Source organism: Citrobacter sp. RHBSTW-00017, assembly GCF_013797615.1.
Taxonomy (GTDB): domain Bacteria; phylum Pseudomonadota; class Gammaproteobacteria; order Enterobacterales; family Enterobacteriaceae; genus Citrobacter; species Citrobacter braakii.
Map to the genome: position 1 here is coordinate 4,861,327 of NZ_CP056899.1, position 12,856 is coordinate 4,874,182.

Sequence of the window (12,856 nt, forward strand, 5' to 3'; positions counted from 1 at the left end):
CGTTCGATATGGCTAAAACGGTATGAAACATTATTTTTCCAGTCTCAAAGGCGACACGATAAAAGCAATATTTTTAGTCTGTCTGGCCGTCGGTGTAGTCGGCATGTCATACGGCTCGCTGGCGATGGCCTACGGCTTCCCGCTGTGGGTACCGTTTGTACTCTCTATTACTGTGCTGGCGGGCGCGTCCGAGTTTATGTTTATCGGCATTATCGCCAGCGGTGGTAATCCACTGGCGGCTGCGGCTGCCGGTTTACTGGTTAACGCCCGACACGTGCCGTTCGGCGTCACCGTGCGCGATCTGGTAGGCACCCGAGCTGCCAGTTTCTTCGGCTGTCATATTATGAATGACGAAAGCGTGGTCTTTGGCCTGTCGCAAAAAACGCCTGAGCAACGTAAAGCCGCCTACTGGCTGTGCGGTCTGGGCGTCGCAATTTTCTGGCCTGTTGGCACCCTGATCGGCGCAGGCGTCGGCAAACTGCTCCCTGCCCCGGAAACCATCGGTCTGGATGCCGTCTTCCCTGCCATTCTGCTGGCTCTGGTCGTCCCGGCATTCAAAAACCGCACTACGCTGATTCGTGCCTGTAGCGGCGCCACGTTGTCGCTTGCCGCCATTCCCTTTGCGCCGGTCGGTTTACCGGTTTTGCTCTCACTCTTTGGCTTACTGACGAGGAAAAAATAATGGGCAACATGACGCTGTTTATCGTCGGTATCGCCATGCTATCTCTGGGAACGTATTTAATGCGTTTAGGGGGAGCCAAGCTTGGAAGCCGTTTAGCGTTCTCAGAACGCTCGCAGGCGCTGCTTTCCGACGCCGCAACGGTATTACTGTTCTCCGTTGCGCTGGCGACCACCTTTTACGAGGGCGAACACTTTGCCGGAATGGCGCGCGTACTCGGCGTGGCTTTTGCGGTATTTCTCGCCTGGCGTAAGATGCCGCTGATCGTGGTGATCGTTGCCGCTGCGGTGGTAACCGCGCTGTTACGAATGGTGGGTATACACTAAGAATATAATTACCCTGGCGAAATATTCATCAGGGTAATCACCTGTAGCGTTATGTGTTTTACCCCACAAAACCAGGCGCTAACTCTGCCTCAAATTGTCACTTCCCGCTGACATATTGCTGCTCATCTCTTCACCATCTCACCGTTAAAATCAAATCAAACAGTTTTTAACGGAGTCCCACCATGACAGCCCTTACAGCTAACTGCATTGACCTGAATATTCAGGGGAATAGCGTTTATGCCATCCTCAAGCAACTGGCGAATATGGCGCTTCAAAATGGCTACGTCTCTGACCGCAGCGCCTTCCTGCAAACGCTGCTGATACGCGAAAAGCTGCATTCCACCGGCTTTGGTTCGGGCATTGCCGTCCCACACGGTAAAAGCGTCTGTATCACACGCCCCTTCGTCTTGTTTGCGCGCAAATCAGAAAAAGTGGACTGGAAAGCCAGCGACGGCGAGGACGTTAACTGCTGGATCTGCCTCGGCGTGCCACAAACGGGCGAGGACGATCAGGTCAAAATTATCGGCACCCTGTGCCGCAAAATTATCCATCAAGATTTCATCAACCAACTGAAGCAAGGCGACACCGACCAGGTACTCGCCCTGCTCAATCAGACCTTAACCTCATAAGGAAGCGGCTATGGAGTCATCCTTGCGTTTAGTGGCGATTACCAACTGTCCGGCGGGTATCGCCCACACTTATATGGTGGCAGAAGCGCTGGAGCAAAAAGCGCGCTCGCTCGGCCATACGATTAAAGTCGAAACCCAGGGCTCAAGCGGCGTCGAAAACCGACTGACCAGTGAAGAAATTGCCGCTGCCGATTACGTTATTCTGGCTACAGGTCGCGGCCTGAGCGGCGAAGACCGGGGGCGTTTCGCCGGGAAAAAAGTCTATGAAATAGTCATTTCCCAGGCGCTGAAAAATATCGACCTGATTTTTACGCAGTTACCGACTCATTCACAACTTTTTGCCACTGATAGCAGCGTGAAGCTGGGAAAACAGGAGGTCCAGCACGGTAGCGTGATGAGCCACCTGATGGCTGGCGTTTCCGCCGCGCTGCCGTTTGTTATTGGCGGCGGTATTCTGGTTGCCATCGCTAATATGCTGGTGCAGTTCGGTTTGCCCTATGCCGATATGTCGAAAGGTGCGCCGTCGTTCACCTGGGTTGTTGAATCCATCGGCTATCTGGGCTTCACCTTTATGATCCCCATTATGGGGGCATACATCGCGTGGTCGATTGCCGATAAGCCCGCTTTTGCCCCGGCGTTTCTGGTGTGTTACCTGGCGAACGATAAAGGTCTTCTCGGCACCCAGTCCGGTGCGGGGTTTCTCGGCGCGGTCGTACTCGGGCTGGCAATTGGCTACTTTGTGCTTTGGTTTCGCAAGGTTCGGCTCGGCAAAGCGTTGCAGCCGCTGCTCGGCTCCATGCTGATCCCGTTTGTCACTTTGCTGGTGTTTGGCGTACTGACTTATTACGTCATCGGTCCGGTGATGTCCGACATCATGGGGGGCCTGCTGCACTTCCTGAACACTATTCCACCATCAATGAAAATGGGCGCAGCCTTCCTCGTTGGCGCAATGCTGGCATTTGATATGGGCGGGCCAATCAATAAAACGGCCTGGTTCTTCTGCTTCTCACTGCTGGAAAAACATATCTATGACTGGTACGCCATCGTCGGCGTGGTGGCACTGATGCCGCCCGTCGCGGCAGGTATCGCTACCTATTTAGCGCCAAAACTGTTTACCCAGCAGGAGAAGGCCGCCGCCAGCAGTGCGATTGTGGTGGGTGCCACCGTCGCCACCGAACCGGCAATCCCCTATGCGCTGGCCGCGCCGCTGCCGATGATTACCGCCAATACGCTCTCCGGTGGTATTACCGGCATGCTGGTCATCGCCTTTGGAATCAAACGTCTCGCGCCGGGTTTAGGTATCTTTGATCCGCTGATTGGCCTGATGTCTCCGGTGGGGTCATTTTACCTGGTGCTGGCTATCGGTCTGGCGCTGAACATTTCGTTAATTATCATCCTGAAAGGATTGTGGCTGAAACGTAAAGCCGCACAGCAGGAGCTTGCCCATGAACATTGAGTTACTTCAGCAGTTATGCGAAGCCAGCGCCGTCAGCGGTGATGAGCAGGAAGTTCGCACTCTTCTCATTAATGCGCTGGATTCCAGCGTCGATGAAATCACTTTTGACGGCCTCGGCAGCTTTGTCGCACGCAAGGGCAACCGTGGGCCGAAGGTTGCCATCGTTGGTCACATGGATGAAGTGGGCTTTATGGTCACGCATATCGACGAAAGCGGCTTTTTGCGCTTCACCACCATTGGCGGTTGGTGGAGCCAGTCGATGCTGAACCACCGGGTCGCCATCCGCACCCGCAAGGGCGTCAAAATCCCTAGCATAATCGGCTCCGTAGCACCGCACGCCTTAACGGAAAAGCAGAAACAACAACCTCTGACATTTGACGAAATGTTCATCGATATTGGTGCCAACAGCCGCGAAGAAGTAGAAAACCGCGGAATTGCGATCGGTGACTTCGTTAGCCCGGAAGCCAATTTCGCTCGCTGGGGCGAAGATAAGATCGTCGGCAAAGCGCTGGATAATCGCGTCGGCTGCGCCCTGATGGCCGAGCTTTTACAAACCGTGGATAACCCTGAAATTACCCTGTACGGCGTGGGCAGCGTGGAAGAAGAAGTGGGTCTACGCGGGGCGCAAACCTCAGCGGAGCATATCAAGCCCGATATGGTGATCGTGCTGGATACTGCGGTTGCGGGCGATGTGCCCGGAATCGACGGCATTAAATACCCACTCAAGCTTGGCGAGGGCCCAGGGCTGATGCTGTTCGATAAGCGCTATTTCCCTAATCAGCAGTTGGTTGCCACATTAAAAGCGTGTGCAGAAAGCAGCGGCGCGTCATTGCAGTTTTGCACCATGAAAACCGGGGCGACGGACGGTGGACGCTATAACGTTATGGGCGGCGGTCGTCCGGTGGCGGCGCTATGCCTGCCGACTCGCTATCTCCACGCCAACAGCGGCATGATTTCCGCATCGGATTACGACGCGCTGTTTACGCTGGTGCGCGAACTGCTCACCTCGCTGTCGACCGAAAAGGTCCGCGCGCTTACTGACTTTCGCCGGGAGAGTTAATGCTTTCGGAACGCCAGTTAAAATTGGTGGATCTTCTTGAACAGCAGCCGTGTTTGCTGGGCGACCTGGCGCGGCAAACTGGCGTTTCAGGCAGAACCATCCTGCGCGATATTGACTACCTCAATTTTACCCTCAGCGGTAAGGCCCGCATTCAGCCCGGTGGCAGTGCGGGCTATCAGTTGGAAATTGTCGACAGACGCGGTTATTTTCAGCTTCTGCAACGCCATGATAATGATGACCGGTTGCTGGCCTTTCTTCTGCTCAATACCTTTACACCGCGTGTACAGCTGGCTTCGGCGCTCAATTTACCTGAAACCTGGGTGGCCGATCGTCTCCCACGGTTGAAGCAGCGCTATGAGCGGGCCTTTTGTCTTGCCAGCCGCCCGGGCGTCGGTCATTTCATTGATGAACCAGAAGAAAAGCGCATTATCCTGTTGGCGAATCTGCTTAAAAAAGATCCCCTCTTAATTCCACTGCCGGGTATTACCCGAGACAACATCGACAGGCTCAATGCAGCATGTGAAAAACTTAATGAATTCCCGCTCATCTCGGGAGAGTACCTGGCAAGTCTGGTGCTGGCCGTCTATGCCCTGCGTAACCAGCTCTCCGGGGCATGGCCGGAGTGTCGGTATGTTTCACTGAAAAATGCGGTGGAACAAGGAGGAGTCTACCTGGGCGAGAACGCCTTCAGAACACTGACCGGCCTTCTGGAAATCAGACAACGGCAGGCAATGACAATCTCTGCCGATGCGGTGACCTTGTTGTTAAAAAGCGTTCCCGGCATCGCTGCGTTGAACGTTATCGATACCCAACTGGTTGATAATATTACCGGCCACCTGCTGAGATGCGTCTCTGCCCCGGTTTGGGTACCGGAACATCGCCAGAGCAGTATGCACAACCTGAAGTCGACCTGGCCTGCCGCCTTCGATTTGAGTCTGCGTTTTATTGCCCTGTTGCGTGAAAAACTGGATATCCCACTGTTCGATAGCGACCTCATCGGGCTTTACTTCGCCTGCGCACTGGAGCGCCATCAAAACGAGCGCCAGCCGGTCATTTTGTTATCCGACCAGAATGCTATCGCCACCATCAACCAACAGGCCATTGAGCGAGATGTTCTGAATTGTCGGGTGATCATTGCGCGAAATACGAGTGAAGTCAGCGCCATCAGTGAAGAAATCACCCCACTGTTAATCATCAACAATAGTCACTATTTACTTGATGAATCTATAAAAAATACCTTAACCATCAAGAACATCATCACCGCTGCAGGTACCGAGCAGATTAAACACTTCCTCGCGACGGCCTTTATCCGCCAGCAGCCCGAACGTTTCTTTTTACAGCCGGGCAGCTTCCATTACGCCAATATGAAGACCGAAAGCTGGCAGAGTATCATCGGCCGGATCTGCGGCCAGCTTGTGGCACAGAGCCATATCACCGAGGACGAAGCGCTGCGCATTTGCGCCCGGGAGCATGAAGGTGAAAACCTGATCGTGAATCGCCTGGCGATTCCTCATTGCTGGAGCGAACAGGAGCGCCGCTTTCGTGGTTTCTTTATTACCCTCGCACACCCTATTCTGGTGAATAACGAACCGGTCAGCCATGTCCTAATCGCCTGTGCCGCCGCCGAGGCGCGGCATGAGCTAAAAATCTTCAGTTATTTATCCAGCGTGCTGAGCAGCCATCCGGCAGAAACTATTGCGGGATTGAAAGACTATAACGCGTTTATCGCATTGCTCAGGCAGTGAATGCCGGAAATGAAAAAAGCGCCTCAAGGGCGCTCTTTCGACAGTACTGAGGTATCTTATTTCAGCAGTTCAGCGGTCATGTGCACGCGGTTGCCGGTGTATGCCTGAGTGATTTTATAATCGCTGGCACCTGCACGTTCAGCCTGAGCGGCAATTTTTGCTTCAGCGCTTTCCAGTGTAGAACCAGTTGCGGTAACTGTCTGAGCAGCGAAAGAACCGAAAGAAGTAGCCAGAGCGATAACTGCGACAAAAGTTTTGATGCTTTTCATGATATAAACCCTTTAACTTAGTTGTTTGATTAAGGCACCGTGCCTTGATGTGATAAATAATAGCCATCTCATCGCACAACTAAAAGCGGAAGGATTTGCCAGTCTTATTCAAATTAATTGAATACTGGTTACTCAGTTATCAGACGCTCGGGATGTGTATAAATCGTCGCCCGGCCCGGTTTGCAAAAACCCACCAGCGTCAGGTTACAGCGTTCGGCAACTTCCACAGCGAGCGTTGTCGCCGCAGAAACAGCAAACAGGATTTCCACGCCGCACATTGCCGACTTCTGCACCATCTCGTAGCTGGCGCGGCTGGAGACTAATACCGCGCCCTGCCGCCAGGTTTCCCCTTCGATCGCACGTCGTCCCAGCAGTTTATCCAGCGCAACATGACGTCCAACATCTTCATGTCCGCCCGCCAGATGACCTGACGGCTGTACCCAGGCAGCCGCGTGCGTGCAGCCTGTCAGTTGCCCAACAGGCTGGAAATCAGGGAGATGCCTTAAGGCGTTATCGAGATGCGCCAGATTGAATGTCTGGGTAAACGGCAGCGGCTGGACCGGTTTGCCAATATCATTAAGTTGTTCCACGCCACAAACACCGCAGCCAGTCCGACCGGCCAGTGCGCGACGACGCTCTTTCAGCCCCATAAAGCGCCGGCTGGACAGCTCAACCTGCACTTCTAATCCGTTGCAGGAAGGCACCACGTCCATCCCGTAAATATCTTGCGAGGACTCAATAATGCCTTCAGAAAGTGAAAAACCCATCGCAAAGTGCTCAAGATCTTTCGGTGATGCCATCATCACCACGTGTGAAATCCCGTTGTATACCAGCGCCACAGGCACTTCTTCAGCTACCTCATCTGGCTGAGGATGTTGCAAGTCCTCGCGCTTCCAGAGGGTCAACTGACGAGATCCTGTCGGAGATGTCACATTCTTGATGTTTTCTTGAATAATCTTATTCACTTTCTTTTAACCGTATTGGAACACGCATACCAACATTGTGGTATTCTTTACAAACCCCTCCTGGACGGAGGGAAATTCACCCAATTCTGGACCTTTGCGGTCCCGTCCGCAAAGAAAAATAACAACCACTTCCCTCGCGTTCGCGTTATAGGAAAACGAAGGGAACGTGACAATGTCGAAACAAGGAGCGAACCATGCAGGTCAGCAGAAGGCAGTTCTTTAAGATCTGCGCTGGCGGTATGGCAGGCACCACGGCAGCGGCACTGGGCTTTGCACCCGGCGTAGCGCTAGCGGAAACACGGCAATATAAATTGCTGCGCACCCGCGAAACCCGTAACACCTGCACTTACTGTTCCGTTGGCTGTGGACTGTTAATGTACAGTCTCGGTGACGGAGCAAAAAACGCCAAAGCATCCATCTTCCATATCGAAGGGGACCCGGATCACCCGGTGAACCGTGGCGCACTGTGCCCGAAAGGGGCAGGACTTGTGGACTTCATCCACTCTGAAAGCCGCCTGAAATTCCCGGAATACCGCGCACCTGGCTCTGATAAGTGGCAACAGATTAGCTGGGATGAGGCATTTGACCGCATCGCTAAGCTGATGAAAGAAGACCGCGACGCTAACTACGTTGCACAAAACGCCGAAGGCGTAACCGTTAACCGCTGGCTTTCCACCGGGATGCTGTGTGCTTCCGCTTCCAGTAACGAAACCGGCTATTTAACACAAAAATTCTCCCGCGCGCTTGGTATGCTCGCGGTCGACAACCAGGCACGCGTCTGACACGGACCAACGGTAGCAAGTCTTGCTCCAACATTTGGTCGCGGTGCGATGACCAACCACTGGGTCGACATTAAAAACGCCAACCTCGTTGTGGTAATGGGCGGTAACGCCGCTGAAGCTCACCCGGTCGGGTTCCGCTGGGCGATGGAAGCCAAAATTCACAACGGCGCGAAGCTGATTGTTATCGATCCGCGCTTTACGCGAACCGCGGCGGTGGCTGATTTCTATGCTCCGATTCGTTCCGGTACTGACATTGCTTTCCTGTCAGGCGTTTTGCTGTACCTGCTGAACAACGAAAAATTCAACCGCGAATACACTGAAGCCTATACCAACGCCAGCCTGATCGTGCGTGAAGATTACGGTTTCGAAGATGGCCTGTTTACCGGCTACGACGCGGACAAACGCAAGTATGACAAAACCAGTTGGAACTACGAACTGGATGAAAAAGGCTTCGCCAAACGCGATGTCACCCTGCAACACCCGCGCTGCGTATGGAACCTGCTGAAACAGCACGTCTCCCGCTACACGCCGGACGTCGTAGAAAATATCTGCGGTACGCCAAAGGCCGACTTCCTGAAGGTCTGTGAGTACATCGCAGAAACAAGCCGCCCAGATAAAACCGCGTCGTTCCTGTACGCACTGGGCTGGACGCAACACTCCGTTGGTGCGCAGAACATCCGTACCATGGCGATGATCCAGTTGCTGCTGGGCAATATGGGGATGGCAGGCGGCGGCGTTAACGCCCTGCGCGGACACTCTAACATTCAGGGTCTGACCGACTTAGGTCTGCTGTCACAAAGCCTGCCGGGCTATATGACGCTGCCAAGCGAGAAGCAAACTGACCTGCAAACTTACCTTGCCGCCAACACGCCAAAACCGTTGCTGGAAGGCCAGGTGAACTACTGGGGCAACTACCCGAAATTCTTCGTTTCGATGATGAAAGCCTTCTTTGGCGATAAAGCGACAGCGGAAAACAGCTGGGGCTTCGACTGGCTGCCGAAGTGGGATAAAGGGTACGACGTCCTGCAGTACTTCGAGATGATGAACCAGGGCAAAGTGAATGGCTATATCTGCCAGGGCTTTAACCCGGTCGCATCATTCCCGAATAAAAACAAGGTGGTGGCTTCGCTATCCAAACTGAAGTTCCTGGTCACCATCGACCCGCTCAACACAGAGACCTCCACCTTCTGGCAGAACCACGGTGAGTCGAACGATGTTGACCCGTCGAAAATCCAGACCGAAGTCTTCCGTCTGCCGTCCACCTGCTTCGCCGAAGAGAACGGTTCTATCGTCAACTCCGGTCGCTGGCTGCAGTGGCACTGGAAAGGTGCGGATGCCCCAGGAATTGCCGTTACCGATGGTGAAATCCTCGCCGGTATCTTCCTGCGTCTGCGCAAGATGTATGCCGAGCAGGGTGGCGCGAACCCGGAACAGGTACTGAGCATGACCTGGAACTACTCCACACCACACGAACCGGCTTCGGAAGAAGTGGCGATGGAGAGCAACGGTAAAGCCCTGGCCGACATTATCGACCCGGCCACCGGTGCCGTTATCGTCAAGAAAGGCCAACAGCTTAGCTCGTTCGCCCAACTGCGTGACGACGGTACCACCTCCAGCGGCTGCTGGATTTTTGCCGGTAGCTGGACGCCGGAAGGCAACCAGATGGCACGTCGCGATAACGCCGATCCTTCAGGCCTTGGCAATACGCTGGGCTGGGCATGGGCGTGGCCGCTCAACCGCCGCATTCTGTATAACCGCGCCTCCGCTGACCCGCAGGGGAATCCGTGGGATCCAAAACGTCAGATCCTGAAATGGGACGGGGCGAAATGGAGCGGGATGGATATTCCTGACTACAGTGCCGCCGCACCGGGCAGCAACGTTGGGCCGTTCATCATGCAGCCGGAAGGGATGGGACGCCTGTTTGCTATCGATAAGATGGCAGAAGGTCCGTTCCCGGAACACTACGAGCCGTTTGAAACGCCGCTGGGGACTAACCCGCTGCACCCGAACGTTATCTCTAACCCTGCCGCACGTATCTTTAAAGGTGACGCGGAAGCACTGGGTAAAGCGGATAAGTTCCCGTACGTCGGTACGACCTACCGTCTGACCGAGCACTTCCACTACTGGACTAAGCATGCGCTGCTTAACGCTATCGCCCAGCCGGAGCAGTTTGTGGAAATTGGCGAGAAGCTGGCGAATAAGCTCGGTATCTCTCATGGCGATACCGTCAAAGTCTCCTCTAACCGTGGCTACATTAAAGCCAAAGCGGTGGTGACCAAACGTATTCGCACGTTGAAGGCCAACGGTCAGGATATCGACACTATCGGAATCCCGATTCACTGGGGCTACGAAGGTGTGGCGAAAAAAGGCTTTATCGCTAACACGTTAACGCCATTCGTCGGTGATGCGAACACGCAGACGCCGGAATTTAAGTCCTTCCTCGTGAACGTGGAAAAGGTGTAACGGAGACGACCTATGGCTTATCAATCGCAAGACATCATTCGTCGTTCCGCCACTAACGGTTTCACCCCCGCGCCTCAGGCGCGGGACCATCAGGAAGAGGTGGCGAAGCTTATCGACGTCACCACCTGTATCGGCTGTAAAGCGTGTCAGGTGGCGTGTTCAGAATGGAACGACATCCGTGATGAAGTGGGCAACAACGTTGGGGTGTACGACAACCCGGCTGATTTGACCGCTAAATCCTGGACGGTAATGCGCTTCTCGGAAGTGGAACAAAACGACAAACTGGAGTGGCTAATCCGCAAGGATGGCTGTATGCACTGCGCCGATCCGGGCTGCCTGAAGGCGTGTCCGGCCGAAGGAGCAATCATTCAGTATGCCAACGGTATCGTCGACTTCCAGTCCGAGCAGTGCATCGGCTGTGGCTACTGTATCGCGGGCTGCCCGTTCGACGTGCCGCGCCTCAACCCGGAAGACAACCGCGTTTACAAATGTACGCTGTGCGTTGACCGTGTAGTGGTCGGACAAGAACCAGCCTGCGTGAAAACGTGTCCAACCGGCGCTATTCATTTCGGCACTAAAGAGTCGATGAAAACGCTGGCCGGTGAGCGCGTGGCGGAGCTGAAAACGCGTGGTTACGAAAACGCGGGTCTGTACGATCCGGCAGGCGTTGGCGGTACGCACGTGATGTACGTATTGCACCATGCGGACAAGCCGAATCTGTACCACGGTCTGCCGGAGAACCCGGAAATCAGCGCCACCGTGAAGTTCTGGAAAGGCATCTGGAAACCTCTCGCAGCCGTCGGCTTTGCAGCGACATTTGCGGCCAGTATCTTCCACTACGTCGGCGTAGGCCCGAACCGTGCGGAAGAGGAAGAAGACAATCTGCATGAAGAAAAAGACGAGGTGCGCAAATGAAACGTCGTGACACCATCGTGCGCTACACGGCGCCGGAACGCATCAACCACTGGATCACCGCCTTCTGCTTCATTCTGGCGGCAGTGAGCGGGATGGGTTTTCTCTTCCCGTCTTTTAACTGGCTGATGCACATCATGGGCACGCCGCAACTGGCGCGAATTGTGCACCCGTTTGTCGGCGTGATCATGTTTGCCTCGTTTATCATCATGTTTTTCCGTTACTGGCACCACAATCTAATCAATCGGGATGATATCTTTTGGGCGAAGAATATTCGTAAGATTGTCGTCAACGAGGAAGTAGGTGACACTGGACGTTATAACTTCGGCCAGAAATGCGTATTCTGGGCGGCGATTATCTTCCTGGTCCTGTTGCTGGTGAGCGGAGTGGTCATCTGGCGTCCGTATTTTGCGCCTGCTTTCTCAATCCCGGTGATCCGATTCGCGTTAATGCTGCATTCATTTGCCGCAGTAGCGTTAATTGTGGTTATCATGGTGCACATTTACGCCGCCCTTTGGGTGAAAGGCACCATTACCGCGATGGTGGAAGGATGGGTTACCAGCTCATGGGCGAAGAAACATCACCCGCGCTGGTACCGTGAAGTCCGCCAGAAACAGGAAAAGTCATCTGAATGAGTATTCGCATAATCCCGCAAGATGAGCTGGAGAAGAGCGAGAAACGCACGGCGGATATGATTCCGCCGTTATTATTCCCCAGACTCAAAAATTTGTATAACCGCCGCGCTGAACGTCTGCGCGAGCTGGCCGAGAACAACCCACTGGGTGATTACCTGCGTTTTGCCGCGCTGATCGCTCACGCGCAGGAAGTGGTGTTGTACGACCATCCGCTGCAGATGGATCTGACCGCTCGCATCAAAGAAGCGAACGATCAGGGCAAACCGCCACTGGATATCCACGTTCTGCCACGCGACAAGCACTGGCAAAAACTGCTGCAATCGCTAATTGCTGAGCTGAAGCCGGAAATGAGCGGCCCTGCGCTGGCCGTGATCGAGAATCTGGAAAAAGCCTCGGAGCAGGAGCTGGAACTGATGGCCAGCGCGCTGTTTGCCTCCGATTTCGCCTCCGTCAGCAGCGACAAAGCACCGTTCATTTGGGCTGCCCTGTCGCTCTACTGGGCGCAGATGGCGAGCCTGATTCCCGGCAAAGCCCGTGCGGAATACGGCGAACAGCGTCAGTACTGCCCGGTGTGTGGTTCAATGCCGGTCTCCAGCATGGTGCAAATCGGTACCACTCAGGGGCTGCGCTATTTGCACTGCAACCTGTGCGAAACCGAGTGGCACGTGGTGCGCGTGAAGTGCAGCAACTGTGAGCAGAGCCGTGATTTGAACTACTGGTCGCTGGATAACGAACAGGCGGCAATTAAAGCTGAAAGCTGCGGCGATTGCGGGACTTACCTGAAGATTCTCTATCAGGAAAAAGACCCGAAAGTCGAGGCCGTAGCCGACGATCTCGCTTCACTGATGCTGGACGCACACATGGAGCAAGAGGGCTTTGCCCGCAGCTCCATCAACCCGTTCCTGTTCCCGGGTGAAGGGGAGTAAGTTCTTCGC

The 12,856-nt window shown here is 54.4% G+C and carries 12 protein-coding genes; 10 read left to right on the top strand and 2 right to left on the bottom strand.

What is annotated here, in order from left to right; genetic code table 11:
* Positions 1 to 22: 22 nt before the first annotated feature.
* The 6 genes from HV037_RS23410 (at position 23) to HV037_RS23435 (ending at position 5,895) form a co-directional block, all read left to right on the top strand.
* Positions 23 to 682: an AzlC family ABC transporter permease gene (locus HV037_RS23410; protein WP_103284385.1), complete on the top strand. Its 660-nt coding sequence runs from the start codon at positions 23 to 25 to the stop codon at positions 680 to 682.
* A complete protein-coding gene (locus HV037_RS23415; RefSeq protein WP_016155190.1) occupies positions 682 to 1,005 on the top strand; it encodes an AzlD domain-containing protein in 324 nt (107 codons plus the stop codon). Before HV037_RS23410 ends, HV037_RS23415 begins: the two co-directional genes overlap by 1 nt.
* A 182-nt stretch (positions 1,006 to 1,187) precedes the next feature.
* The gene (locus HV037_RS23420; RefSeq protein WP_016157883.1) at positions 1,188 to 1,634 is read left to right on the top strand and encodes a PTS fructose transporter subunit IIA; all 447 of its coding nucleotides are present in this window, start codon (positions 1,188 to 1,190) and stop codon (positions 1,632 to 1,634) included.
* Between the two features lie 10 nt (positions 1,635 to 1,644).
* Positions 1,645 to 3,090 carry a PTS fructose-like transporter subunit IIBC gene (locus HV037_RS23425; RefSeq protein WP_103284386.1) on the top strand — a complete coding sequence of 482 codons (1,446 nt, stop codon included), beginning with the start codon at positions 1,645 to 1,647 and terminating at the stop codon, positions 3,088 to 3,090.
* Positions 3,080 to 4,150 (top strand): aminopeptidase, encoded by a 1,071-nt coding sequence (locus HV037_RS23430; protein WP_103284387.1) that lies wholly within the window; start codon positions 3,080 to 3,082, stop codon positions 4,148 to 4,150. The genes HV037_RS23425 and HV037_RS23430 overlap by 11 nt, the downstream gene beginning before the upstream one ends.
* The gene (locus HV037_RS23435; protein ID WP_103284388.1) at positions 4,150 to 5,895 is read left to right on the top strand and encodes a putative frv operon regulatory protein; all 1,746 of its coding nucleotides are present in this window, start codon (positions 4,150 to 4,152) and stop codon (positions 5,893 to 5,895) included. The genes HV037_RS23430 and HV037_RS23435 overlap by 1 nt, the downstream gene beginning before the upstream one ends.
* A 56-nt stretch (positions 5,896 to 5,951) precedes the next feature.
* Here HV037_RS23435 and HV037_RS23440 read toward each other — a convergent pair whose 3' ends face one another.
* Positions 5,952 to 6,164 carry a DUF1471 domain-containing protein gene (locus tag HV037_RS23440; protein ID WP_003825262.1) on the bottom strand — a complete coding sequence of 71 codons (213 nt, stop codon included), beginning with the start codon at positions 6,162 to 6,164 and terminating at the stop codon, positions 5,952 to 5,954.
* 128 nt (positions 6,165 to 6,292) lie between these two features.
* Positions 6,293 to 7,129: a formate dehydrogenase accessory sulfurtransferase FdhD gene (fdhD, locus tag HV037_RS23445; RefSeq protein WP_103284389.1), complete on the bottom strand. Its 837-nt coding sequence runs from the start codon at positions 7,127 to 7,129 to the stop codon at positions 6,293 to 6,295.
* Positions 7,130 to 7,323: 194 nt separating this feature from the next.
* Here fdhD and fdnG point away from each other — a divergent pair, with 194 nt between their 5' ends.
* From fdnG to fdhE, 4 genes are read left to right on the top strand one after another with little or no spacing between them, the layout of a single operon-like run.
* Positions 7,324 to 10,374 (top strand): formate dehydrogenase-N subunit alpha, encoded by a 3,051-nt coding sequence (fdnG, locus tag HV037_RS23450; protein WP_088583081.1) that lies wholly within the window; start codon positions 7,324 to 7,326, stop codon positions 10,372 to 10,374.
* A gap of 12 nt (positions 10,375 to 10,386) precedes the next feature.
* A complete protein-coding gene (gene fdoH, locus HV037_RS23455; RefSeq protein WP_003028691.1) occupies positions 10,387 to 11,289 on the top strand; it encodes a formate dehydrogenase O subunit beta in 903 nt (300 codons plus the stop codon).
* Positions 11,286 to 11,921 (top strand): formate dehydrogenase cytochrome b556 subunit, encoded by a 636-nt coding sequence (gene fdoI, locus HV037_RS23460; RefSeq protein ID WP_003028686.1) that lies wholly within the window; start codon positions 11,286 to 11,288, stop codon positions 11,919 to 11,921. Before fdoH ends, fdoI begins: the two co-directional genes overlap by 4 nt.
* The gene (gene fdhE / locus HV037_RS23465) at positions 11,918 to 12,847 is read left to right on the top strand and encodes a formate dehydrogenase accessory protein FdhE (RefSeq protein ID WP_003028685.1); all 930 of its coding nucleotides are present in this window, start codon (positions 11,918 to 11,920) and stop codon (positions 12,845 to 12,847) included. Before fdoI ends, fdhE begins: the two co-directional genes overlap by 4 nt.
* Positions 12,848 to 12,856 lie beyond the last annotated feature (9 nt).

Bases quoted from the DNA above. Each gene is read 5' to 3' on its own strand.
- HV037_RS23440 (WP_003825262.1), bottom strand. From the start codon at position 6,164: ATGAAAAGCATCAAAACTTTTGTCGCAGTTATCGCTCTGGCTACTTCT.
- fdoI (WP_003028686.1), top strand. From the start codon at position 11,286: ATGAAACGTCGTGACACCATCGTGCGCTACACGGCGCCGGAACGCATC.
- fdhE (WP_003028685.1), top strand. From the start codon at position 11,918: ATGAGTATTCGCATAATCCCGCAAGATGAGCTGGAGAAGAGCGAGAAA.
- HV037_RS23415 (WP_016155190.1), top strand. From the start codon at position 682: ATGGGCAACATGACGCTGTTTATCGTCGGTATCGCCATGCTATCTCTG.
- fdoH (WP_003028691.1), top strand. From the start codon at position 10,387: ATGGCTTATCAATCGCAAGACATCATTCGTCGTTCCGCCACTAACGGT.
- HV037_RS23420 (WP_016157883.1), top strand. From the start codon at position 1,188: ATGACAGCCCTTACAGCTAACTGCATTGACCTGAATATTCAGGGGAAT.
- HV037_RS23425 (WP_103284386.1), top strand. From the start codon at position 1,645: ATGGAGTCATCCTTGCGTTTAGTGGCGATTACCAACTGTCCGGCGGGT.
- HV037_RS23430 (WP_103284387.1), top strand. From the start codon at position 3,080: ATGAACATTGAGTTACTTCAGCAGTTATGCGAAGCCAGCGCCGTCAGC.
- HV037_RS23410 (WP_103284385.1), top strand. From the start codon at position 23: ATGAAACATTATTTTTCCAGTCTCAAAGGCGACACGATAAAAGCAATA.
- HV037_RS23435 (WP_103284388.1), top strand. From the start codon at position 4,150: ATGCTTTCGGAACGCCAGTTAAAATTGGTGGATCTTCTTGAACAGCAG.